The following is a 21,607-nucleotide window of genomic DNA, read 5'->3' as shown; positions in this document are numbered from 1 at the left end:
CTACCGGTAGTTGACGAACTGCAGGGCGATACCGAAATCCTCGCCCTTGAGCAGCGCGATCACGGCCTGCAGATCGTCACGCTTCTTGCTCGACACCCGCAGCTCGTCCCCCTGGATCTGCGCTTTGACACCTTTGGGGCCCTCGTCGCGGATCTTCTTGGAGATCTTCTTGGCGTGCTCGGAGTCGATGCCCTGCACGAGGCTGCCGGCGATCTTGTAGGTCCTGCCCGAGGAGGTGACCTCACCGGCGTCGAACGCCTTGAGTGAGATATCCCGCCGGATCAGCTTCTCCTTGAACACCTCCAGGCCGGCCTGGGCCCGCTCCTCGGCGTCGGAGGTGATCACGATGCCCTCCTCGCCGGACCACGCGATGGTGGTGTTGGTACCGCGGAAGTCGTAGCGCTGCGACAGCTCCTTGGCGGCCTGGTTGAGGGCGTTGTCGACCTCCTGGCGGTCGACCTTGCTCACCACGTCGAACGATGAATCAGCCATGGCTGACAGGGTAACGGCAGGCGTCCGGGCACCCGTCACCGAGGCCCCGCGACCTGGCGATTTGCGCAGGGGGGCATGGTTCGTTGTATTCTTCACCGCGTTGTTCTGATCGGCTCACGCCGACCCGGAACGGCACGGCAGGTTGCCCGAGCGGCCAAAGGGAGCGGACTGTAAATCCGTCGCGCAAGCTACATAGGTTCGAATCCTATACCTGCCACAACGTGGTTTCTCGTCGACGACGAGCGCGCCCACATCGCCCGGCGAACAGGCGATTTGGAACGTGCCGGACTCGGTGTGTAACCTCGTAAAGGCTCTCGGGAAGCCCCACAAGGGCAGCCCGGGTATGCCCCCTTAGCTCAGTCGGCAGAGCGTTTCCATGGTAAGGAAAAGGTCGACGGTTCGATTCCGTCAGGGGGCTCGCAGGACCAGACCAGTCCGCAGGGCGGTGTAGCTCAGCTGGTTAGAGCGCACGACTCATAATCGTGAGGTCGAGGGATCGAGTCCCTCCACCGCTACACACAACGGTGCATCGCGACGAGTTCGGTTCCCTGAACACGTCGTGCGCCGATCGAAGAACATACACCCGAAAGAAGATTGCAGTGGCCTCCTCAACCGATGTTCGCCCCAAGATCACCTTGGCATGCGAGGTGTGCAAGCACCGCAACTACATCACGAAGAAGAACCGTCGCAACGATCCCGACCGCCTGGAGATCAAGAAGTTCTGCCCCAACTGCGGAACCCATCAGGCGCACAAAGAGTCGCGCTGACGCCTGTTCGTCCACCGATCTTGATCCCATAGCGCAACACCGCGGGCTGCCTCGAAAGAGGCGGCCCTTCGGTGTTCTGTGGCCCGTCCGATGAAGGAGACCACCTTATGAGCCAGGTGTCTGTCGAAGAGTTGCAGCAGCGCGCGGCGGCGTTCCGGCGCGGGGAGAAGCCCTCGCCCGAGGAGCTCGCGGCCCGGACGGCGGAGCTCGTGGGCTACCACTACACGGTGGACGACTACTTCGAGGTCGGCCGCGAGGACGTCCGCCGGCACGCGCAGGCCGTGCAGGACGCCCACCCCGTCCACTGGAACGAGGCCAAGGCACGTGAACTCGGTCACGACACCCTGATCGCCGCACCGACCTTCGTCTCGCTCATCGGCGTGGTCGCTCAGCGCAGGCTGTTCGAGGAGGTCGTGGTGGGTTACGACCTGTGGTCCGTCCTGCAGACCGACCAGCGTCTCATGTACCACCGCCCCGTCCGGGTGGGCGATCAGCTCGTCAGTGATGTGACCCTTGACTCGTTCCGCCACGTCACCAGCCCCGAGATCGTCGACCTGATGGTCACCAAGAACGTCATCTGGAATCAGCACGGCGAACCGGTGATGACCACCTGGACCTCGCTCGCCGCCCGGCCCGGTCTCGACATCGACCCCGCGCTGATCGAGTCGCTCGACCACGTGATGATGAAGGTCGGCACCGTCCCCGACCCCGGCAAGACCGTCGACACCGACAACTGGGAACGCCGTCCCGACCCGACCGAACTGCCGCCCGCCTTCGGTGCGATCGACTTCGACACCCTCAGCGTCGGCCAGGAACTGCCCGACAAGCGCTTCCTGCTCACCCGTGGCAACCTCGCCAACTACGCCGGCGTGGCCGGCGACCCGAACCCCATCCACTTCTCCGACCACGTCGTCAAGGCGGCCGGCATGGAAGGTGTGGTCGCCCACGGCATGCAGACGATGGGCCTCGGATCGAGCTACATCTCCGAGTTCATCGGCGACCCGGCCGCCTTCTGCGAGTACAACGTGCGCTTCACCAGCATGGTGTACGTGCCCGAGGATGACAGCGCCGCCGTCGACTTCAGCGGCAAGATCAAATCGCTCGACCCCCAGACCCGCCGCGGCACCATCGCGATCGTCGCCAAGCAGGGCAACCGCCGCATCTTCGGCCGCGCCCAAGCGGTCATACAGTTCAACTAGTTGGCGCCCGCTCCGCGGATCGCGGGTCCTGCGGGCCGGGAGTCGTGTTCTTCCCTCGCACTCCTCGGTCCAGAACACCATGCCACTCCGGAATGGGTGTCGGTTGAGTAGGTGAATCTTGCCGCCCGGATTGGTAAGAGGAAGCTGAGGATCGGTAAGTTTTCAGCTGTGAAAATTCGTCGCATGATTGCCACAGCAGGAATCGCGCTGGGTGTCGTCGCCGGGGGTAGCTTGGCAGCACCTGCACCGCAGGCCGATGCCTACACCTACAACTGGGGCGCCATCGCCTGGGACTGGAACGGGAACACGGCCGCCGTCGTCGACCGGGCCTCCAGCCAGGGCGCCGTCAACGCAGTCGTCCGCCGGTGCGGCCGGCACTGCGGTTACTTCAGCTTCTACAACTCGTGTGGAGCCGTCGCCTACACCCGCAATCTGAGCCATGTCGGCCGGTCGTGGGGCTACAAGACCGCCGGCGGTGCGCGTGCGCGGGCCCTGCGCCAGCTGCCGCGCCGCGGCTATGTCGCGGCCTGGGCGTGCACCACGCGTCCGGCCTGATAACCCCCGCACGTGTGCCCGGCCGATCCGGCCGGGCACACGTGAGGTTACCGGCCCGTTTTGGGTTCGGGGCCGGTCGTGATCTACACTGAACTGTCGATTGAATTGACTTGCGCGCTGCCCTCAGGGTGGCGCGTTGATTCTGTAGGACGCAGTTTGGTCTCCGGTCCGATCCGGGGCATGCTGGGAAGCACGGAAGCCGTCAGGCACAATCGATGAGTGGCCACCTCGGTGGCCGCAAAGGGGCGTAGCTCAACTGGCAGAGCAGCGGTCTCCAAAACCGCAGGTTGCAGGTTCAAGTCCTGTCGCCCCTGCCCTGGAGAGGGCACACGTTGACGAGAGGAACCTCGAAGGTGAGCAAGCGAGACCGCGCTGCCCGGGCCAAAGGTGCCCCCGAAGCCACCGACTCGGTGGTCGACGACCTCGATGCCGATCTCTCGTCCGACGACGACGCGGAACTTCGCCCCCAGGGCAAGCGTTCGGCACGGGGACGCCGTCCCTCCGGAGACGGGGCATCCCCGGTCGCCGTCGCCGAGCGCAAGAAGGACATCCCCGAGTCGCGCAGTGCCAATCCGTTTGTCCGGATCTGGACGTTCCTCAAAGAGGTCGTCGCCGAACTGAAGAAGGTCATCTGGCCGACGCGCCGCGAGATGATCACCTACACGATCGTCGTGCTGGTGTTCGTGGTGCTCATGACCGCCTTCATCTCGGGCATCGACCTCGCCTTCGGCAAGGGCGTCCTCTGGCTGTTCGGCTGACACCGGGCCGTTCACGCCGGACAAGACCGCATCGGGTTGCTATCCGATGACACCGGCCGGCAGCGCCGCTGCTGACGACCAGCAAGTGAAAGAGGAGCGTGGGCTGCAGTGAGCACCCCCGAGAACGAGATCGAAGCGACCGAGGTCCTGACCCCGGACGCCGATGCGGTGGACGCTGCTGACGTCGACATTGCCGACACCACCGAGGCTGACCCGGCCGACGCCGATGCGGACGAGACACCCACCGCCGACGAGGCTGTTGGGGAAGAAGTCGCAGAGGAAGGCGTCACAGAAGAGCCCGCCGAGGTCGATCCGGTCGAGGAACTGCGCAAGCAACTGCGCCGCGCGCCCGGTGACTGGTATGTCATCCACAGCTACGCCGGTTACGAGAACAAGGTGAAGGCCAATCTCGAGACCCGCGTGCAGAACCTGGACGTCGGCGACTACATCTTCCAGGTCGAGGTGCCCACCGAAGAGGTCACCGAGATCAAGAACGGCCAGACCAAGAAGGTCAACCGCAAGGTGCTGCCCGGTTACATCCTGGTGCGCATGGAACTCAACGACGAGTCGTGGGGCGCGGTCCGCAACACACCGGGCGTCACCGGGTTCGTCGGCCTGACCTCGCGTCCGTCGCCGCTGACCATCGACGAGGTGCTCAAGTTCCTCGCGCCGCCCGCCGCGGCCAAGAAGCCGTCGGCCACCAAGGCGGCCGACGAGAGTGTCGAGGCCGCCGCTGCCGCCGCCACCGCGGTCATCGAGGTCGACTTCGAGGTCGGCGAGTCGGTCACCGTTATGGACGGCCCATTCGCGACGCTGCCCGCCTCCATCAGCGAGGTCAACGCCGAGCAGCGCAAGGTCAAGGTCCTGGTGTCGATCTTCGGTCGCGAGACCCCGGTCGAACTGAACTTCAACCAGGTCGAAAAGATCTGACGCGCGTTCCCGGAAGGGAACGGTCACAGACTTCCACGCCTCCAGCGGACGTGGATTTGCAAGAAACAAACAAGGAACAAGAATGCCTCCCAAGAAGAAGAAGCTTGCCGGGATCATCAAGCTCCAGATCCAGGCAGGTGCCGCCAACCCGGCACCGCCCGTCGGCCCCGCACTGGGCCAGCACGGCGTCAACATCATGGAGTTCTGCAAGGCGTACAACGCGGCCACCGAGTCGCAGCGCGGCAACGTCATCCCCGTCGAGATCTTCGTGTACGAAGATCGTTCGTTCGACTTCAAGCTGAAGACGCCGCCCGCCGCGAAGCTGCTGCTCAAGGCCGCAGGCCTGCAAAAGGGCTCTGGCGAGCCGCACACCAAGAAGGTCGGCAAGGTCACCCTGGATCAGGTCCGCGAGATCGCCAAGACCAAGCAGGAAGACCTCAACGCCAACGACATCGATCAGGCCGCGAAGATCATCGCCGGCACCGCCCGTTCCATGGGCATCACCGTCGAAGGCTAAGAGCCGACATCCCCATCTGTAGTTACTCGTGGGAGGGCCGGCTCGGTCCGCACCACACACCCGCGCACATCGCAGCGGAGAAAGAACAGAGCACATGAGCAAGAAGAGCAAGGCCTACGCCGAAGCATCGGCCAAGGTCGACAAGTCCAAGCTGTACAGCCCGCTGGAGGCTGTGAAGCTCGCCAAGGACACCTCGTCCAAGAACACCGACGCGACCGTCGAGGTGGCCATCCGCCTCGGTGTCGACCCCCGCAAGGCAGACCAGATGGTTCGAGGCACCGTCAATCTGCCCCACGGAACGGGTAAGACCGCCCGCGTCATCGTGTTCGCCGCCGGCGACAAGGCCGCCGAGGCCACCGCCGCCGGTGCCGACGAGGTGGGCGCCGAGGATCTGATCGAGAAGATCCAGGGCGGCTGGCTGGACTTCGACGCCGCCATCGCCACCCCGGACCAGATGGCCAAGGTCGGCCGCATCGCGCGTGTCCTGGGCCCGCGCGGTCTGATGCCGAACCCGAAGACCGGCACCGTCACCGTCGACGTCACCAAGGCCGTCAACGACATCAAGGGCGGCAAGATCAACTTCCGCGTCGACAAGGCAGCCAACCTGCACTTTGTGATCGGCAAGGCATCGTTCGACCCGGCCAAGCTGGCCGAGAACTACGGCGCCGCCTACGACGAGATCCTGCGGGCCAAGCCGTCAGCCGCCAAAGGCCGGTACCTGAAGAAGGTCACCGTCACCACCACCAACGGCCCCGGCATCCCGGTCGATCCGGCCGTCTCGCGTAACTTCGCCCTCGAGGCCGAGGCCTGATACAGGCACCCGCGAACAGCAGAGCCCGGCGAGCACAAATGTGCTCGCCGGGCTTTTTCGTCGACCCGGGCATGTGGTCGACAGAAGCGACTATCAGGCGACGACTATCAGGCGGCGGGTGTGGGTCAGTCGGGGCGGTGGAGGGCAGTCTCGACAAGTGCGCGGAGTTCGGCGGCGACGTCGTCGAGGGGGACGATGCTGCGGGTGCTGCGGCACATGGCGACCGCGCCTTCGACTGCGGTGACGATCAGCGTGGCCAGGCGTTCCGAGCGGGGTGCGGGCACCCCGTCGCGTTCGAGGACCCGCGCAGCGATGGTGCGCCAGGTGACGAAGGTGTCGGCGATATCCCCGTCGAGTTCGGGGACAGCGGACAGATCGTCGACGGCGAGCGCGAGGATCGGGCAGCCCCGCCGGAAGTCGTGGTCGATCAGGTTCCGTTTCCACCGGTCGACGAGGGCGTCGACCAGGCCCGCAGTGTCGTTGTCCGCGGCGAGTTCGCGATAGCGGCCGATAGCCTTCTCGGCGGCCGATTGTCCTGCGCGGGTGATGATCTCGGTGCGGCCGCCGGGAAAGTGGTGATAGACCGAGCCGCGCGGGGCGCCGCTGTCGGACAGTACCCGGTCGATCGTCACCCCGCTGGGGCCGGACTCGGCGAGCACCGCGGTGGCGCTCGCGAGCATCCGGTCACGGGCGGATTGTCTGTCGGGCACGGAGGTCCTCGGCGGTTGTCAGGGCAGGAACACCATCGTAACCAGGCTTATGACATAAAGCATGGAGAGGTGGCACCGGGTCCGACAGCCAGAACCAAAGGTCCTCACGGTCGTGCGGCGAGAGGCTGTCCGGTCGCATACTCTCCACAGTGGGTCCTCAGGTACATCCGTGTCGACGCTGGAGGCGATCGAATGGTGGAAGCTCGGCAGACCAAACTGGCGATCGTGGGGGCGGGTGCGGTCGGCACCGCCGTCGCGTATTCGTCGCTCATCCGCGGGGTGGCCCGCACCGTGGCGCTGCTCGACATCAACAAGGCGAAGGTCACCGCGGAGGTGCTCGACCTCTCGCACGGACTCGAATTCATTCCGCGGGCCGACATCATCGGCGACGACGACGTGGCGGTGTGCGCGGGTGCCGACGTCGTGGTGTTCACCGCGGGCGCCAAACAGAAGCCCGGCCAGTCGCGCCTCGAATTAGCTGAGGCCACAATCGGATTGACCAAGAAGATCCTCCCGGGCCTGCTGGAGGTGGCCCCGGACGCCATCTACGTGATGGTGACCAACCCGGTCGATATCGTGACCTACGCGGCGCTGAAATTCAGTGGTCTGCCCCGCAATCAGCTGTTCGGGTCGGGCACGGTGCTTGATTCGTCGCGACTGCGGTTCCTGCTGTCGCAGTACACCGGGGTGGCGCCGCAGAATGTGCACGCCTACATCGCGGGTGAGCACGGCGACAGCGAGATCCCGTTGTGGGAGTCGGCGACGATCGGTGCGGTGCCGCTGCTCGAATGGCAGGCGCTGCCCGGCTATCCACCTCTCGACGAGGAGGCCCGCAGGTCCATCCACCATGACGTGGTGCACGCCGCGTACCAGATCATCGAGGGCAAGGGCGCCACGAACTACGCGATCGGCCTGGCCGCCACCCGTATCGTCGAGGCGATCCTCAAGGACGAGCACCGAATCCTGCCGGTATCGACCGTCGCCCAGGGTTTCGCCGGTCTCGATGACGTGTGCCTGTCGTTGCCGGCGGTTGTCGGCCGCACCGGCTGCGGACGGCGCCTGGACGTCAAACTGTCCGACGAGGAGCGCGCGGGCCTGCTGGCCTCGGCGCAGACCCTGCGCGACATGCAGTCCCGCTTCGGTCTGTGAGCCGCTGACCCGCTGCCCGGGCCGCCCCGGGCTTACACGTCGATCGCGCGGAGTGGGACTGCCGTGGTGTCGGCCTGGGTTCCGGTGCGGCAGTCGGTGAGTGCCGAATACGATCTCGCCTGGCTCCTGCTGGGGGACCAGTACACGACGCGGGTGGTTCCAGGGGAAACCTTTGTGGGCATGCGGGATTCGTACAGGGGGCGTCCCGCCGCCGCGGTCTTGGCGTTCGCGCGGGCCGTCGACGTCCTGGCCTCGGATGTCTTGTGCTGGGAACGCTGCTTGTCCGCCTGGTTACGCAGGTAGGCGGCCTGCCTCAGGGTCGTGATCTTGCCGGCCGGGTAGATCCGCGTGGTGCAGTTGATCGTCCGGTCGAGCGGATTGGTGTAGATGATGCGTGCCGTGCCCGCCACGGTCTGCCCGGACGCCGAATGCGCGGGGGTGCTCACCCAGGCCCCGGCGGAACCGGCGGCCAGCGTGGTCACGGCTATCACCACGCCGGTGACGGCGATCGTCGTGTGGCGGCGAACGCCGGCACCGGGTGCGCGCATACGGGGGTCTCCTCGGGTGGGGTGGTGGCTCAGTCATTCCGGGCGGTGAAGATGGCCGGTCCATCATGGTGGCATCTGTGGGCGCGATCCCGCGCGGCGGGTGCCCCGAAGTGCGGCGCACGTATCGGGCGTGGCGTGAATCAGGAAGGGCCGGCGGACGACGTACCCCGGACTTGGTGAGAGGTTGTCCACAGGCGGCAAACGTTCAGCCGGAGATCGGCGGATCGCCAATAGGCTGGAGACATGCGCGACGACAAGCTGCTGACCCGGATCGCGGCGCTGCTGCGGCAGGCCGAGAACACCGACAACGAGCATGAGGCCGAGACGTTTATGCAGGCCGCCCAACGACTGGCGACGGCCTCGTCGATCGATCTGGCGGTGGCCCGCTCGCACGACCCGGCCGCGCGCAAGCGGACGGCGCCGATCACCCGGCAGATCGCGATCGGGGAGGCGGGCAAGCGCGGACTCAAGACGTATGTGCAACTGTTCGTGGTCATCGCCCGGGCCAACGATGTGACCGTCGACGTGGCCGGCAACTCGACGTTCGTCATCGCCTACGGATTCGAATCCGACATCGACACGTGTGAGGCGCTGTACACCTCGCTCGTCGTGCAGATGGTGGCCGCCTCGGACGCCTATCTGCGGTCGGGCGGGCACCGGGGACAGGTGTCGGCGCGGGTGGTCTCGCGCGGTGGTGGGCGGCGGATCGTCGAGCAGAAACCGTTGTCGGGCATCACCGCCCGGCTCAACTTCCAGTCCGCGTTCGCCGCGCGCATCGGAGCGCGGCTTACCGAGGCCCGCGACGCGGCCCAGGCCGAGGCCCTCGCGGCCGAGAGCGCGGGCGACCGGGCGGCGTCGACGGCGATCGCGTTGCGCAACAAGGAGGTCGAGGTGAGCGGCTTCTACCGGAGGGAGTCGAAGGCCCGCGGATCGTGGCGGCCGACATCGGCGGCGGCGGGATACTCTGAGGCCGCACGCCGGGCGGGTGATCGCGCCGGGCGCCGTGCGAAAATCGGTCCGGATCGCGAATTCGGCGCTCCACGAGGTGCTTTGGAAGGATAGTCGGTGAGCGGTCGGGACTCGCGGCGGGCGCAGGTGTACGAGGCCGAACGCCTCGTACACGGCATCTTCGACAGGGCCTCGTCGTCGCGGCTCGTCCAGCTCGCCGGCACAACGATCACCCTGCCGCCCGAGGCCAGGTTCGCCTCGGTGGACTCGGTGCGTGACCACGTCGGCCGGGTTCTGGGGATGGACTCCGTCGCAGAGTATTTCGGTGGCGCCGGGGTGCCCGTCGACGTGGTGGCGCGGGGTGGGCACCGGTCCGCCGAGTATCGTCGCCGCTCCGGCGGCGGCCACGAGATCGCGATCCCCGACTCGCGCGAAGGCCGGTGGGCACTGCGCGAACTCGTCGTCCTGCACGAACTGGCCCACCATCTCGACGATTCCGGCGGGCCGGCGCACGGCCCCGGATTCGTGCACACGCTGATCACGCTCGTCGGGCTGGTGCTCGGGCCCGAGGCCGAATTCGTCTACCGCGTGGTGTTCACCGACTCCGGGGTACTGTCACGGCAGCGGTGAGGGGCCATTGTGCTCCCGACGAGCAGGGTTCTCCGACGAGCAGGGTTCTCCCGACGGGCAGCCGGAATCCGCCGATTCGGGCCCCGGGTGGGCGATAATCGGCGCATGGCATTCAACGACCCGCGCCCGCCTGCCGAACGGCAACGCCTCAAGAAGCTGGCGCAGGCCGCGCTCAACGCCGACGCCACGGTCGATCAGGTCAACGAGATCCTCGGCGGGCTGGGCACCACGCTGGGCGACATGGACAAGACGATCGGCAAACTCGACGGCGCTATCGACGACCTGAACCCCACGCTGGCGAGGTTCTCCGCGACCCTAGACAACGTCGACCAGGCCGTTGTCGCCCTCGGTGACATCACCCTTCGGCTGGAGAAAATCGTGTCGCGGGTCGAGGTGATCGTCGGGATCGCCGAGGCGGCACTCAAACCCATCGGCATGATCGAGTCGGCGGGCCGCAGCCTCACCTCGCGACTGGGCCTGGGCTGACACCGGATACCCAGGACAGTAGAAGGACCTCCCCGGATTCCGGGGAGGTCCTTCTCGTGCGTGCGGCTAGATGATCGGCAGGTCGGCCTCGAAGGTCAGATAGCTCGGATGCTTCGGGTCGATCACCAGCCGCTGGTGGTGGCCGCGCAGCTTGAGCAGGTCGGGGACCACGTTCAGATAGCGCGGGTAGCTGGCCGCGTAGATGTCCACGCGCAGCCGGTGACCCGGTTCGAGGACCGCGTCGGTGGGGGTGAGCGCGACGTCGATGCGCACCGGTTCGTCGGCGGGCACCGGCAGCTTATGGTGGCGCGTGAGCTGGTGGTAGGCCTTGGCCACCGCGCCCTCGGCGGTGTACCGGGTCTTGGAATGATCGAGCGCCCGGTTGGCCGTGGACAGCGCGCCGCTGGTGAGCACCGTCGAACGGCCGTCGGGGGCGACATCGTTGATGGTGATCGCCCACACGGCCTCGTGGCCGGTGGTGGCCACATTGAGCCGCAGGTTGAGCGCACCGCTCAGGCGGACGCGTTCGATCACCGCGTCGGAGGTGAACGACAGGCCGCCCTTCTCCTGGAACCGGGCGTCGGTGTTGAAGTGCGGGCCGAGCGCCATCGTCGCGCCGGCCGTCACCTGCGTCATGTCGCGGGAGATCATGCCACGCAGGTCGCGCTTGACCTTCAGCGACGATGTGTGCAGGCCGGGTGCCGAGCTGAGGGTACCGTCGTGGACGGCGTGCGCGGCGCTGCCCGACGGGGCGTCGGACAGGTACAGCCGCTGATGTTCCATGCCGGGCCGCGGGAAGCTCGGTCCCGACGTCCACGAACCGCCCTGCTGCAGCATGGTGACCGGTCCGTAGTACTCGACGCCGTTGCGGTGGCCCTTGAGCCAGCGGTCGAACCAGGCGCGTTCGAGCACGTCCAGGCGCGGGGGAGCGGCGTCGCCGCCGTAGCCGGATCCGGCGTCGAAGTGGTAGCCGTCGCCGACCACCATCTGCTTGCGGCCCGGTTCCATGTCGAGGCGCTCGTAGATACCGGTGGCGCTGTGGCTGAACAGGTCGTGCCAGGCGCCGACGGTGAAGGTGGGCACCTCGATGCGGTCGATCTCCGGGTCGCGCTCGTCGAAGTACGGATCGTCGTGGATGCGCGGGTCGCGGGCGGTCAGGAAGCCCCAGCCGATCGATCCCATCTCGGTGGCCGGGGACTTGACCCGCGACGACGCCCAGCGCAGGGTGTCACCGCGCACCATGTCGCGCAGCATCGTCGACGGATTGGGCAACCACTTGAGTACGTTGACCACCGACAGCCAGGCCGGGATGAACGCCGACGGCATGCCGCCGGTGATGTAGATGTCGCGGACGATGTCGTCGCAGCCCTCGACGGCGAACACCGCGCCCAGGCCCTCGGGCCGCTTGTCGGCGCCCTGCAGCGAATTGATGGCCGAGTACGACCAGCCGGCCAGGCCGAGCTTGCCGTCGCACCACTCCTGCTCGCGGACCCAGTCCAGGATCTCCACCGAGTCCTGCTGTTCGCGGGCGCCGAGGATCTCCCACTTGCCGTGGCTCGCGCCGGTGCCGCGGACGTCGACGATGATCTGCACGTAGCCCGAGCGCACCAGCGTGCGGTTGATCCCGAAGACGTCGAACACGCCGCCCGCGAGGGTCTGGGTGAGTTTGGTCAGCCCTTCGAAGGCGGTGCCGGTGGCGTCGACGGACCCGGCGGCGGTCTTCATCGCCTTGCTGACGACGGGCACATGAAGTGCGTGGTCGATGAAGTCGATGGCGGCCCGGTTGTACGGGTTGATGTTGACGATCGCGGGGTAGGGGGTGAGCGCGGTCTGGCCGAAGCGGTTGGCCGGCCGGATCACGGTGGCCCGCAGCCTGACGCCGTCGCTCATCTTGATGGTGACGTCGCGGTCGATGGACACGCGCGGGTAGATCTGCTTGCCGTCAACCTGCTCACGCCAGCGAATGCCGTCGGCGCCGCCGGTCGGATCACCGAGAGGGAGCGTGCCGAAGTGGTCGCCCCGCCGCAGCGGCAGGCCGTCGGCGAAGGGGGTCTCCGGGGCCGTGCTGATGTCTCTGGCTGTTCCGAGACGGCCACGAACCGGATCAAGCTGATACGTCATGGTGCATCACCTGCTTCCCGCGCGTGACGATGTGTCGCCCTGGTGGGAATGCGGTGTCTCTGAAGTGTTTCCAGAGGCCTACCGGCACCTCGTCGTGTCAATGCGAACATTGCATATAACAAAGTCTAGCTGTGTTGTATGTCACGTTCGCGGTCCACGTAAGACTATCTCAGGTTTTGTATCGGTCGCACAACCGGGGGGACTCAATTTGATACATGCTCGGAAAGGCCCAGGTCAACGGCGGCCGCCGCCTCCAGAACCATCCATCCGGACAGCTGAACGGACAGGTCCTGTTCGGGCATTGCGGAGGATTGCGTAGCACCATCCACCGTTTTTCCGGCCGCGGCACCGGTGACCGGCATGCGGGCCGGGACCCGCCAATCGTGCCCGAACACCGGCGACCCGCTGACGTCGAGCCGGTTGGCCCACGCGGCCTCGGCGCTGGCGACGACGACGGCCGCTGCCCGCCGCCGCAACTCGTCGGCACCGGGCGCCGCCGCCGGTAGATCGGTGACGATCAGCGCCAGATAGCGGGCCAGGATGCCCGAGAACAGGCCGCCGTCTCCGCCACCGCCGAACGGAGCCGCCTTGATGATCTTGTCGGGTGCGAGGTTGCGCTCGACCGCGCCCAGCAGCCGGTCGATGCGCTCGGCGTGCACGGCATCGCCGGTCAGTCGCAGCAGCTCGGTCTCGGCCCCGAGGACGACGCCTTGGCAATAGGTATAGATGGCCGTGACCCGTGTGGTGCCCTCCGGGCGGGGGCGGACGCCGTCGATGATCAGCTTCGATTCGGGATCGACGAGCGTCGCGTCGATCCAGTCGCACATCGCCGCGGCCCGCTCCACGTGCCCGGTCCGCGCCAGCAGGATGGCGGCCGGGCCGTTGGCGGGCGCGTTGAAGAAGGGGTCCTGCTCGTTCGAGGCCTTCTTATTACGCCACGGGATTCCGCCGCCGGCCTCCGGCGCCCACGGTGCGAGCATCTGCCCGGTCAGCGCCTCCAGTGCCCGCGGGTGTGACATCTCCAGCTTGCGGTCGGCACGCTCGACGGCCAGCCCCAGCCAGGCCATGTCGTCGTAGTAGTTGTTGATCCACTTGCCCCGGTTCCGCAGCCGGATGCCACGCAGCAGCAGGCCCGTCGCCCCGGCGACGATCGGATCGTACGACCGATCGCCGCTCCCGCTGCCGGACGGGCGGTGGACCGCCGCATCGATCAGCGTGTCGACGAAATGTGCGTGCCACCAGTAGTGCCAGCTCCCGGACCTGCGCTTGGGCCAGGCGACATCGGCGATCCGAGTGCCCGGGAGGCGCAGCAGCTTACGCAGGTGTCTGGCGGCCACGGCGTCGGCGGCCTCGGCGGCTCTGTCGTTGGGTGTGGCCGACGCGGACGTCGCGGCCCGGTGAGCGATCTCCCGTGCATCCTCCATGTTCTGCAGAGGATAGTGTCGATGTCTCGGCGCAGGCCGCGCACGTGAGCCGCGTCTCGCCGATTTGGTGCGGCGGGCCCGTACCCATTACTCTGTACCGCGATGTGATGCGCAGGTGTGCGTCGTATCGGTTCAACCAGAGACCGTCGGTCACCGGGAGCGATCCCGATCGAAGGCGCGAGTAATCTCGCCGGCCCACGCAGGATGAACGAGGACAGATCCACCTGTCACCCGGCCTCGCCGCGGAGACAAGGATATTCGCGCCCCGTGCCTTCTGCGTGCCGGGGCGTTCGTCATTTTCGGCGTACGCCGTGACTCTCCCCTCGCCGGCGGTTCCGATACGTGAACCAGATTCCCGTGCGGATTCAGATCCGCACTCTAGTGAGGAGAGAGGAGGCGAAGTATGGCCAAGTCAGAGAAGGTGTCCGCGGTTGCGGAGATCGCAGAGCAGTTCAAGGGATCGACGGCGACGGTCGTCACGGAATACCGTGGCCTGTCCGTCAAGCAGATCACCGAGCTGCGTCGTTCCCTCGGTGAGGGCGCAACCTACTCCGTCGCCAAGAACACCCTGGTGAAGCGCGCCGCTGTCGAGGCGGGCGTCGAGGGGCTCGACGAGCTGTTCACCGGCCCGACCGCGATCGCCTTCATCGAAGGTGAGCCGGTGGTGGCCGCCAAGGCGATCAAGACGTTCGCCAAGGACAACAAGGCTCTCGTCATCAAGGGCGGGTACATGGACGGCAAAGCGCTGTCCGTGGCCGAGATCGAAGCGATCGCCGACCTTGAGACCCGCGAGGTGCTGTTGGCCAAGCTCGCCGGTGCCATGAAGGGCAACTTGGCAAAGGCTGCCGGACTGTTCAACCAGCCGGCTTCGCAGGTCGCGCGTCTTGCCGCGGCCCTGCAGGAGAAGAAAACCGAAGCCGGCGAATAGTTCGCCGCACCCGGCGGATCCGTCCGGGAACACCGACTCACTCCGTACCGGTCTGAACGGTACAGAGATAATAAGGAAGGACGCCAACCATGGCGAAGCTCACCGCTGACGAGCTCATCGATCAGTTCAAGGAACTGACCCTGCTGGAGCTCAGCGATTTCGTGAAGAAGTTCGAAGAGGTCTTCGAGGTCACCGCGGCTGCTCCGGTCGCCGTCGCCGCTGCCGGTGCTCCGGCTGCCGGTGGCGCCGAGGCCGCTGCCGAGCAGGACGAGTTCGACGTCGTGCTCGAGGGCGCCGGCGACAAGAAGATCCAGGTCATCAAGGTGGTCCGCGAGATCGTCTCCGGCCTGGGCCTGAAGGAAGCCAAGGAGCTCGTCGAGAGCGCCCCCAAGGCTCTCCTGGAGAAGGTCGACAAGGAAGCCGCCGAGGCTGCCAAGGCCAAGCTCGAAGAGGCCGGCGCCAAGGTCGCCGTCAAGTAAGACGGTCACCGCCACCGCGGTGGTCCCGTAGACCGGGACGTGCGGGTCCGTACATCTCAGATCCGCGCACCGCGCGCATAACGAACTGCGCATAACGAACGAAGCCCGGGAGCTCCTGCTCCCGGGCTTCTTCGTGTCTGTGACCAGGGGGTTCCGTACCGAACGGTTCGGTGGCCTCGGCGCCGGAAACCCGTCCTTTGGCGGGGGCGCTTGGTGGGTGAGTCCCGCGGTTCCGGGCCGTCTCGACGCGCTGCCGCCTGAGATGCTCTGTGACGCGTTTTGTGGTCGGACCTACAGTGGGGTGCCGAATTGGCGAGAACGGGAGCCTGCGGCGATCTGGGCGACCCACCGCACATGGCGGTTCGTCGGAGTGGGTCGACTGTTCAGGTTTGTCGTAGGACGCGCTAAGCTGCTTCTCAGACTTTCGGGGGGAACCGGGGGTTCTGGGGCGCAGGCCGGGTGTTTCGGCTCGTCGGGTGTCGCCGACGACTCGCTTCGGCGAAGTATTCGCCTTCACGATGTAAGAGGGGTACTTTGCCACTGTGATTGGCGACGCACTTTTGCAACGCGGGTGGCGTGCGCTACTCTGCTCGCACGGCATGGGTTACCGACGAGTAAGGAGAAGCGGGTGGGATTCGGTCTGGACAGGATCGTGATACCACCCGTGCGCCGGTCTCAAACAACGCTGTGTGGTCACACGGGGGTGTCTGCTACAGTGACCCCAACCACAACTGCCTCCTGGGCGATCGGGTCACATCGGCCGTCGCATAAGTGGGGGGCGCCACATGTCTGGAGGAAGCAGTGGGCGTAGAGGTCAGTGTCGAGGGGCTTACCAAGTCGTTCGGGTCGCAGAATATTTGGCGTGATGTGACGTTCACGCTCCCGTCGGGCGAGGTCAACGCGCTCCTCGGTCCGTCGGGTACCGGTAAGTCGGTGTTCTTGAAGACGCTGATCGGCCTGCTGCACCCGGAGCAGGGTTCGGTCATCATCGACGGCACCGATATCACGCTGTGTTCGGCCAAGGAGCTCTACGAGATCCGCAAGCTGTTCGGCGTGCTGTTCCAGGACGGCGCGCTGTTCGGCTCGATGTCGCTGTATGACAACATCGCCTTCCCGCTTCGTGAGCACACCAAGAAGAAGGAGGACGAGGTCCGGCGCATCGTGATGGAGAAGGTCGAGATGGTCGGTCTTCTCGGCGCCGAGGACAAGCTGCCCGGTGAGATCTCCGGTGGTATGCGCAAGCGTGCCGGCCTGGCCCGCGCACTCGTGCTGGATCCCCAGATCATTCTGTGTGACGAGCCGGACTCGGGTCTGGATCCGGTGCGTACCGCCTACATCTCGCAGTTGCTGATCGATATCAACGCCACGATCGACGCGACGATCCTGATCGTGACGCACAACATCAACATCGCCCGCACGATTCCGGACAACATCGGCATGCTGTTCCGTAAGGAACTGGTGATGTTCGGTCCCCGTGAGCAGCTGCTGACCTCCGAGCAGCCGGTGGTCAAGCAGTTCCTGTCCGGTGACCGGTTCGGTCCGATCGGTATGTCCGAGGAGAAGGACGAGGCTGTCGCGGCCGCGGAGGCGGCGATGCAGGCCGCGGGTATCTCCGGCGGTGGTACCAAGGACGACTTCACCGAGATCATCCCGCAGGTGCAGCCCAACCCGGGCATGCCCGAGCGCAAGGCCTCCGTCCGTCACCGTGAGCGGGTGCTGGAGATGCTGCCGACGTTCACGCCGAACGTGCAGGACGCGATCCTGCGTTCGATCGCGCAGGAAGATGAGATCAAGGCGCAGAACCGGGGCGAGATGGCCCAGGCGCACGCCGCGACGGTCGCCGCTCCCGCGGTCGCCCTGGGCAAGTCGGCACCCGACTACGCCGGCGACGACGCGGTCACCCAGAGCTGGGCGGTGGCCCCGGGCCTGGTCGACGGCCCGACCGAGGAATACGAAGTCCCGAACGAGGGTGGGCGGCACAGCTCCACCGAAATCCCCGACAACCGGAGCTAAATTTTCATGGCCAGTGCCACCACGCGTGGCATTGATCGGATAGCCAAAGCCGGAAACGGTGCGCTCGCACAGTCCGGCAATATCGTGCAGCTATTCGTCGATGTCGCACGCCAGTCCCTTGTGCGCCCGTTCCAGTGGCGAGAGTTCATCCAGCAGGCATGGTTCATCGCCAGCGTGACCATCTTGCCGACGGCGCTCATCGCGATCCCGTTCGGCGCGATCGTCTCGCTGCAGACCGGCTCGCTGATCAAGCAGATCGGTGCCGAGTCCTATACCGGCGCCGCCAGCGTCCTGGTGGTCATCCAGCAGGGTTCACCGCTGGTGACCTCGCTGCTCGTCGCTGGTGCGGCGGGATCGGCCGTCGCGGCGGACATCGGCTCGCGGACCATCCGTGAGGAGATCGACGCGATGGAGGTACTGGGCATCAACCCGATCCAGCGTCTCGTGGTGCCCCGGGTGCTGGCCATGATCCTGGTCGCCATGCTGCTCAACGGCCTCGTCGCCGTCATCGGCATCGGCGGTGGTTACGTCTTCAACGTCGTCCTGCAGAACGGTACGCCGGGCGCGTATCTGGCCTCGTTCAGCGCACTGGCGCAGCTTCCGGACCTCTATATCTCCACCATCAAGGCGGCCATCTTCGGTGTCATCGCCGGCGTCGTCGCCGCCTACAAGGGACTCAACCCCAAGGGCGGCCCGAAGGGCGTGGGTGACGCGGTCAACCAGAGCGTCGTCATCACGTTCCTGCTGCTGTTCCTTGCCAACCTGATCATCACCGCGGTCTACCTGCAGATCGTTCCGGCGAAGGGAAGCTGACGCGATGTCTGATCAAGGTGGCGGCGTCACAATCACCAAGTCGCGCGCCGAGTACTACGCCTACGAGGCGCGCAAGCAGCTCAACAAGCCGCTGAAGATCCTCGACGGTGCGGGCGAGCAGATGTCCTTCTACGGACGCACGCTGGCCTGGATCCCGAAGACCTTCGTGCACTACCGGCGCGAGGTGCTGCGTCTGCTCGCCGAGGTCGCCTTCGGCACCGGCGGCCTCGCCGTCGTCCTGGGCACCGTCGGCGTCATGATCATGATGTCGGGCTTCACCGGCGTCGTGGTCGGCATGCAGGGCTACGCGGCCCTCGACCAGCTCGGATCGCAGGCCCTGACCGGCTTCCTGTCGGCCTATGTCAACACCCGTGAGGTGGCGCCGCTGGTCGCCGCGCTCGCGCTGTCGGCGACGGTCGGCTGCGGCTTCACCGCCCAGCTCGGCGCCATGCGGATCTCCGAAGAGGTCGACGCCATGGAGGTCATGGCCGTCCCGTCGGTGCCGTACCTGGTGTCCACCCGTGTCATCGCCGGCTTCATCGCGGTCATCCCGCTGTATGTGCTCGGCCTGATCTCGGCCTACTTCGCGTCCCGCACGGTCACCACCGTGTTCAACGGTCAGTCCACCGGCTCATACGACCACTACTTCAATCTGTTCCTGCCACCTGAAGACGTGTTGTGGTCGTTCGGCAAGGTGCTGGTATTCGCGTTCGTGATCATCTTGGTGCACTGCTACTACGGCTACTTCGCCAGCGGCGGACCCGCCGGTGTGGGCGTGGCCGTGGGTCACGCGGTGCGTGCGGCGCTCGTGCTGATCGCGCTGCTGGACTTCTTCCTCGGCCTCGCCATCTGGGGTACGACGACAACCGTTCGAGTGGGAGGCTAGGCGCCCGATGTCCTCAACAGTTCGTCAACGACTGCTCGGCCTCGTCTTCCTGCTGGTCTGCGTCGGCTTCCTGGCCTTCACAATCCTGCAGTTCAACAAGGCGTTCACCTCGTTCACCACCGTCAAGTTCACCACCGACTCGGCGGGCAACGCGCTGCCCAACCAGGCCGACGTCAAGGCGCGCGGCGTGCTCGTGGGCGAGGTCCGCGAGATCAAGCCGACGACCGCCGGCAAGGTTGTGGTCACCCTCGGCCTCAAACCCGACATGGCTAAGAAGCTGCCGGCCGACACGACCGCACGCATCCTGCCCAAGACCCTCTTCGGTGAACGCTTCGTCGACCTCAGGGTGCCTGACAGCTCAGGCGGTCCCACGCTTGCGAGTGTCAAGAACGCGACGATCCTGACCGACCAGAGCGGCAACGCCAAGGAGATCCAGGAGATGTTCGACAAGCTCCTGCCGGTCCTCCAGGCCGTCCCGCCGCAGGATCTGAACATCACCCTGACGGCGCTGTCGAAGGCGCTCGAGGGTCGCGGCGACGAACTGCGCACCACCATCTCCGACCTCAACAAGGTCTTCAGCGGCATCAACAAGGTGCTGCCCGATCTCGAGGGCACGCTGCGCGGTCTGTCGGACTTCTCGCAGACCTACTCCGAGGCGCTCCCGAACATCATCGACGGCCTCGACAACCTGCGGACCACCGGCAACACCGTCGTGGAGAAGCAGTCCGACCTGCGGAATCTGATCTCGACGCTGGGCACCGCGGCCACCGACACCACCGGCTGGCTGCAGACCAACCGCCAGGATCTGCTCGACGTCATCATCAAGGGCGAGCCGTTCATGCGGGGTGCGGCACGGCAGTCGCCGACGTTCACCTGCACGTTCAAGAACTTCGCCAGCACCATCCCCGAGGCCAACAAGGTCACCGGCAAGGGCACTCCCAACCCGGGTCCCCGCGTGAACCTGCAGTTCGTCAACCCGCGTGGGCGTTACCTGCCCAACCAGGACGAGCCCCGGTTCTTCGACTACAACCGTCCGGCCATCTGCTACGACACGCCGACCAACGGCCGTCCGTTCCCGCAGTACCCGGGTGGTGGCCTCGGCGAGGGCTCGTACCAGCCGCCCTCACGCAATGCCGGGCCGAGGGACATCCCGACGCTCAGCGAGGACTGGCCGATCAGCCCGCCGAGCCAGAACAGCGTGGTTCCGGCCGGGACCATTGCGGCCAACCCCTATGACAACGCGGAGTACGTCAATCAGTTGAAGGTCGTCTACGGCAGCACCACCGGGAACAACCCGGAGCAGGTTCCCACCTGGGTCACCATGATCGGCGGAGCCTCGCTTAAGGGAGCGCAGGTCAACATCAAATGAAATCCATCACCGGACCCCTGATCAAGCTCATCGTGTTCGCGGTGATCACCGTGATCACGACGTCGATACTGGCGCTGACGATCGGTAACGTCGGCGGCAACGGCAAGGCGGAGTACAAGGCAGTCTTCGACGACGCCGCGATGCTCAACGCCGGCGACGACGTCCGCATCGCGGGTGTGCGCGTCGGCCAGGTCACCGACGTGAAGATCCACAACCGCAACCAGGCGCTGGTCTCCTTCAGTGCCGACCGCGACAGGCTGCCCGAGGGCACGCATGTGGCGATCAAGTACCGCAACCTCACCGGCCTGCGGTACCTGGCCCTCGAACGCGGCGCGGGCGACCAGTCGGTCACCTACAAGCCCGGTCATGTCTTCGGCACCGACTCGACGTCGCCCGCGGTCAACCTGACCGAACTGTTCAACGGTTTCAAGCCGCTGTTCAAGGAACTGAGCCCGACCGAGGTCAACAAGCTCAGCAAGAAGATCATCAACGTCTTCACCGGCCAGGGCGAGGTCATGACCAGCCTGCTCTCGGATACCGCGGACCTGACCACCGCCCTCGCCGACAAGGACAAGGTGATCGGTGAGCTGATCACCAACCTGACCAAGGTCATGGACACGGTCAACAAGCACAACGACGAGTTCGACTCGCTGCTGGTGAACACCTCGCAACTGGTCAGCGGCCTCGCCGCGCAGCGGAACTCGGTGGGCTCGGCCATCACCTCGGTGTCCAACCTGACCGCGGTCACCTCCGACATCCTGACCAAGACCCGTCCGTCCATCCAGGGCGACATCGCGGGCCTCAAGTCGCTCTCGGAACAGGTCACCAAACGGCAGGGCGATGTCGAGCAGATTCTGACCAACCTGCCGGTCAAGCTGCAGAAGGTGGGCCGGGCGGCGACGTTCGGTTCCTGGTTCCAGTTCTATCTGTGCGGCATCGACATCGTGGCCGGCAACGGCAAGTCCACCTTGCTGACCAAACCGCTGGTCTCGCTGCCCGACATCAATCATGTGCTGTACACCAGCGCGGCCACCCGCTGCTGGCGCGACAACCAACGGCCCCGGGGGTGACTGA

Annotated in this window: 23 protein-coding genes and 4 tRNA genes; 22 read left to right on the top strand and 5 right to left on the bottom strand. The window is 66.1% G+C overall.

The window, feature by feature from the left end; translation table 11 throughout:
• Positions 1-492, bottom strand: coding sequence for a YajQ family cyclic di-GMP-binding protein (locus GOAMR_RS12680; protein WP_005188103.1), 492 nt, complete (start codon positions 490-492; stop codon positions 1-3).
• Positions 493-628: 136 nt separating this feature from the next.
• Between GOAMR_RS12680 and GOAMR_RS12675 the strand changes: the two genes are divergently transcribed.
• From GOAMR_RS12675 to rplA, 11 genes are all read left to right on the top strand, one after another.
• Positions 629-709, top strand: a tRNA-Tyr gene (locus GOAMR_RS12675).
• 128 nt (positions 710-837) lie between these two features.
• Positions 838-910: transfer RNA gene (locus tag GOAMR_RS12670), tRNA-Thr, on the top strand.
• Between the two features lie 23 nt (positions 911-933).
• A tRNA-Met gene (locus tag GOAMR_RS12665) sits at positions 934-1,007 on the top strand.
• Between the two features lie 84 nt (positions 1,008-1,091).
• Complete coding sequence (gene rpmG / locus GOAMR_RS12660) at positions 1,092-1,259, top strand: 50S ribosomal protein L33 (protein WP_005188102.1); 168 nt, start codon at positions 1,092-1,094, stop codon at positions 1,257-1,259.
• Between the two features lie 107 nt (positions 1,260-1,366).
• A complete protein-coding gene (locus GOAMR_RS12655) occupies positions 1,367-2,458 on the top strand; it encodes a fused (3R)-hydroxyacyl-ACP dehydratase subunits HadA/HadB (RefSeq protein ID WP_005188101.1) in 1,092 nt (363 codons plus the stop codon).
• A 183-nt stretch (positions 2,459-2,641) separates the two neighbouring features.
• Positions 2,642-3,013, top strand: coding sequence for a DUF4189 domain-containing protein (locus GOAMR_RS12650; protein ID WP_083836945.1), 372 nt, complete (start codon positions 2,642-2,644; stop codon positions 3,011-3,013).
• 241 nt (positions 3,014-3,254) lie between these two features.
• Positions 3,255-3,327, top strand: a tRNA-Trp gene (locus GOAMR_RS12645).
• A 39-nt stretch (positions 3,328-3,366) separates the two neighbouring features.
• On the top strand, positions 3,367-3,771 hold the full coding sequence (gene secE / locus GOAMR_RS12640; protein ID WP_005188099.1) for a preprotein translocase subunit SecE: 405 nt from the start codon (positions 3,367-3,369) through the stop codon (positions 3,769-3,771).
• A gap of 108 nt (positions 3,772-3,879) precedes the next feature.
• The gene (gene nusG, locus GOAMR_RS12635) at positions 3,880-4,701 is read left to right on the top strand and encodes a transcription termination/antitermination protein NusG (RefSeq protein WP_005188098.1); all 822 of its coding nucleotides are present in this window, start codon (positions 3,880-3,882) and stop codon (positions 4,699-4,701) included.
• 82 nt (positions 4,702-4,783) lie between these two features.
• Positions 4,784-5,218: a 50S ribosomal protein L11 gene (gene rplK, locus GOAMR_RS12630; RefSeq protein ID WP_005188097.1), complete on the top strand. Its 435-nt coding sequence runs from the start codon at positions 4,784-4,786 to the stop codon at positions 5,216-5,218.
• A gap of 94 nt (positions 5,219-5,312) precedes the next feature.
• Complete coding sequence (rplA, locus tag GOAMR_RS12625; RefSeq protein ID WP_005188094.1) at positions 5,313-6,029, top strand: 50S ribosomal protein L1; 717 nt, start codon at positions 5,313-5,315, stop codon at positions 6,027-6,029.
• A 125-nt stretch (positions 6,030-6,154) separates the two neighbouring features.
• On the opposite strand, the gene GOAMR_RS12620 is transcribed toward rplA, so the two are convergent.
• Positions 6,155-6,739, bottom strand: coding sequence for a TetR/AcrR family transcriptional regulator (locus GOAMR_RS12620; protein WP_244427402.1), 585 nt, complete (start codon positions 6,737-6,739; stop codon positions 6,155-6,157).
• A 192-nt stretch (positions 6,740-6,931) separates the two neighbouring features.
• Between GOAMR_RS12620 and GOAMR_RS12615 the strand changes: the two genes are divergently transcribed.
• The gene (locus GOAMR_RS12615) at positions 6,932-7,888 is read left to right on the top strand and encodes an L-lactate dehydrogenase (RefSeq protein ID WP_005188088.1); all 957 of its coding nucleotides are present in this window, start codon (positions 6,932-6,934) and stop codon (positions 7,886-7,888) included.
• 32 nt (positions 7,889-7,920) lie between these two features.
• Here GOAMR_RS12615 and GOAMR_RS12610 read toward each other — a convergent pair whose 3' ends face one another.
• Positions 7,921-8,436 carry a hypothetical protein gene (locus tag GOAMR_RS12610; protein WP_005188086.1) on the bottom strand — a complete coding sequence of 172 codons (516 nt, stop codon included), beginning with the start codon at positions 8,434-8,436 and terminating at the stop codon, positions 7,921-7,923.
• A 243-nt stretch (positions 8,437-8,679) separates the two neighbouring features.
• Between GOAMR_RS12610 and GOAMR_RS12605 the strand changes: the two genes are divergently transcribed.
• From GOAMR_RS12605 to GOAMR_RS12595, 3 genes are all read left to right on the top strand, one after another.
• A complete protein-coding gene (locus GOAMR_RS12605; RefSeq protein ID WP_005188083.1) occupies positions 8,680-9,498 on the top strand; it encodes a DUF2786 domain-containing protein in 819 nt (272 codons plus the stop codon).
• Between the two features lie 3 nt (positions 9,499-9,501).
• The gene (locus GOAMR_RS12600) at positions 9,502-10,014 is read left to right on the top strand and encodes a TIGR04338 family metallohydrolase (protein WP_005188080.1); all 513 of its coding nucleotides are present in this window, start codon (positions 9,502-9,504) and stop codon (positions 10,012-10,014) included.
• A 105-nt stretch (positions 10,015-10,119) separates the two neighbouring features.
• Positions 10,120-10,500, top strand: a complete 381-nt coding sequence (locus GOAMR_RS12595) for a hypothetical protein (RefSeq protein WP_005188076.1) — start codon at positions 10,120-10,122, stop codon at positions 10,498-10,500.
• Positions 10,501-10,566: 66 nt separating this feature from the next.
• On the opposite strand, the gene GOAMR_RS12590 is transcribed toward GOAMR_RS12595, so the two are convergent.
• Both GOAMR_RS12590 and GOAMR_RS12585 read right to left on the bottom strand, forming a co-directional pair.
• The gene (locus tag GOAMR_RS12590) at positions 10,567-12,621 is read right to left on the bottom strand and encodes a CocE/NonD family hydrolase (protein WP_005188074.1); all 2,055 of its coding nucleotides are present in this window, start codon (positions 12,619-12,621) and stop codon (positions 10,567-10,569) included.
• A gap of 203 nt (positions 12,622-12,824) precedes the next feature.
• Entirely contained in the window at positions 12,825-14,045 is a 1,221-nt protein-coding gene (locus tag GOAMR_RS12585; RefSeq protein ID WP_005188073.1) for a glycoside hydrolase family 76 protein, read from the bottom strand.
• A gap of 403 nt (positions 14,046-14,448) precedes the next feature.
• Here GOAMR_RS12585 and rplJ point away from each other — a divergent pair, with 403 nt between their 5' ends.
• The 7 genes from rplJ (at position 14,449) to GOAMR_RS12550 (ending at position 21,603) form a co-directional block, all read left to right on the top strand.
• The gene (rplJ, locus tag GOAMR_RS12580) at positions 14,449-14,973 is read left to right on the top strand and encodes a 50S ribosomal protein L10 (RefSeq protein WP_005188061.1); all 525 of its coding nucleotides are present in this window, start codon (positions 14,449-14,451) and stop codon (positions 14,971-14,973) included.
• Between the two features lie 89 nt (positions 14,974-15,062).
• Positions 15,063-15,452 (top strand): 50S ribosomal protein L7/L12, encoded by a 390-nt coding sequence (gene rplL, locus GOAMR_RS12575; RefSeq protein WP_005188058.1) that lies wholly within the window; start codon positions 15,063-15,065, stop codon positions 15,450-15,452.
• Positions 15,453-16,253: 801 nt separating this feature from the next.
• Positions 16,254-17,465, top strand: a complete 1,212-nt coding sequence (locus GOAMR_RS12570; protein ID WP_005188057.1) for an ABC transporter ATP-binding protein — start codon at positions 16,254-16,256, stop codon at positions 17,463-17,465.
• Positions 17,466-17,471: 6 nt separating this feature from the next.
• Positions 17,472-18,278, top strand: a complete 807-nt coding sequence (locus GOAMR_RS12565; protein ID WP_005188054.1) for an MlaE family ABC transporter permease — start codon at positions 17,472-17,474, stop codon at positions 18,276-18,278.
• A gap of 4 nt (positions 18,279-18,282) precedes the next feature.
• Positions 18,283-19,164: an MlaE family ABC transporter permease gene (locus GOAMR_RS12560; RefSeq protein WP_005188051.1), complete on the top strand. Its 882-nt coding sequence runs from the start codon at positions 18,283-18,285 to the stop codon at positions 19,162-19,164.
• A gap of 7 nt (positions 19,165-19,171) precedes the next feature.
• Positions 19,172-20,533, top strand: a complete 1,362-nt coding sequence (locus tag GOAMR_RS12555) for an MCE family protein (protein WP_005188048.1) — start codon at positions 19,172-19,174, stop codon at positions 20,531-20,533.
• Positions 20,530-21,603 carry an MCE family protein gene (locus tag GOAMR_RS12550; RefSeq protein ID WP_005188046.1) on the top strand — a complete coding sequence of 358 codons (1,074 nt, stop codon included), beginning with the start codon at positions 20,530-20,532 and terminating at the stop codon, positions 21,601-21,603. Before GOAMR_RS12555 ends, GOAMR_RS12550 begins: the two co-directional genes overlap by 4 nt.
• Positions 21,604-21,607: the final 4 nt, after the last annotated feature.

The sequence above is a fragment of the Gordonia amarae NBRC 15530 genome (assembly GCF_000241345.1).
Taxonomy (GTDB): Bacteria; Actinomycetota; Actinomycetes; order Mycobacteriales; family Mycobacteriaceae; genus Gordonia; species Gordonia amarae.
This window is presented reverse-complemented; position numbering and strand designations above follow the sequence as displayed.

What these genes read in the sequence shown, in the direction of transcription:
- GOAMR_RS12680 (WP_005188103.1), bottom strand. Translation starts at nt 492, where the DNA reads ATGGCTGATTCATCGTTCGACGTGGTGAGCAAGGTCGACCGCCAGGAG.
- GOAMR_RS12655 (WP_005188101.1), top strand. Translation starts at nt 1,367, where the DNA reads ATGAGCCAGGTGTCTGTCGAAGAGTTGCAGCAGCGCGCGGCGGCGTTC.
- GOAMR_RS12650 (WP_083836945.1), top strand. Translation starts at nt 2,642, where the DNA reads ATGATTGCCACAGCAGGAATCGCGCTGGGTGTCGTCGCCGGGGGTAGC.
- rplK (WP_005188097.1), top strand. Translation starts at nt 4,784, where the DNA reads ATGCCTCCCAAGAAGAAGAAGCTTGCCGGGATCATCAAGCTCCAGATC.
- rplA (WP_005188094.1), top strand. Translation starts at nt 5,313, where the DNA reads ATGAGCAAGAAGAGCAAGGCCTACGCCGAAGCATCGGCCAAGGTCGAC.
- GOAMR_RS12615 (WP_005188088.1), top strand. Translation starts at nt 6,932, where the DNA reads ATGGTGGAAGCTCGGCAGACCAAACTGGCGATCGTGGGGGCGGGTGCG.
- GOAMR_RS12610 (WP_005188086.1), bottom strand. Translation starts at nt 8,436, where the DNA reads ATGCGCGCACCCGGTGCCGGCGTTCGCCGCCACACGACGATCGCCGTC.
- GOAMR_RS12605 (WP_005188083.1), top strand. Translation starts at nt 8,680, where the DNA reads ATGCGCGACGACAAGCTGCTGACCCGGATCGCGGCGCTGCTGCGGCAG.
- GOAMR_RS12595 (WP_005188076.1), top strand. Translation starts at nt 10,120, where the DNA reads ATGGCATTCAACGACCCGCGCCCGCCTGCCGAACGGCAACGCCTCAAG.
- GOAMR_RS12590 (WP_005188074.1), bottom strand. Translation starts at nt 12,621, where the DNA reads ATGACGTATCAGCTTGATCCGGTTCGTGGCCGTCTCGGAACAGCCAGA.
- GOAMR_RS12585 (WP_005188073.1), bottom strand. Translation starts at nt 14,045, where the DNA reads ATGGAGGATGCACGGGAGATCGCTCACCGGGCCGCGACGTCCGCGTCG.
- rplJ (WP_005188061.1), top strand. Translation starts at nt 14,449, where the DNA reads ATGGCCAAGTCAGAGAAGGTGTCCGCGGTTGCGGAGATCGCAGAGCAG.
- rplL (WP_005188058.1), top strand. Translation starts at nt 15,063, where the DNA reads ATGGCGAAGCTCACCGCTGACGAGCTCATCGATCAGTTCAAGGAACTG.
- GOAMR_RS12565 (WP_005188054.1), top strand. Translation starts at nt 17,472, where the DNA reads ATGGCCAGTGCCACCACGCGTGGCATTGATCGGATAGCCAAAGCCGGA.
- GOAMR_RS12560 (WP_005188051.1), top strand. Translation starts at nt 18,283, where the DNA reads ATGTCTGATCAAGGTGGCGGCGTCACAATCACCAAGTCGCGCGCCGAG.
- GOAMR_RS12555 (WP_005188048.1), top strand. Translation starts at nt 19,172, where the DNA reads ATGTCCTCAACAGTTCGTCAACGACTGCTCGGCCTCGTCTTCCTGCTG.
- GOAMR_RS12550 (WP_005188046.1), top strand. Translation starts at nt 20,530, where the DNA reads ATGAAATCCATCACCGGACCCCTGATCAAGCTCATCGTGTTCGCGGTG.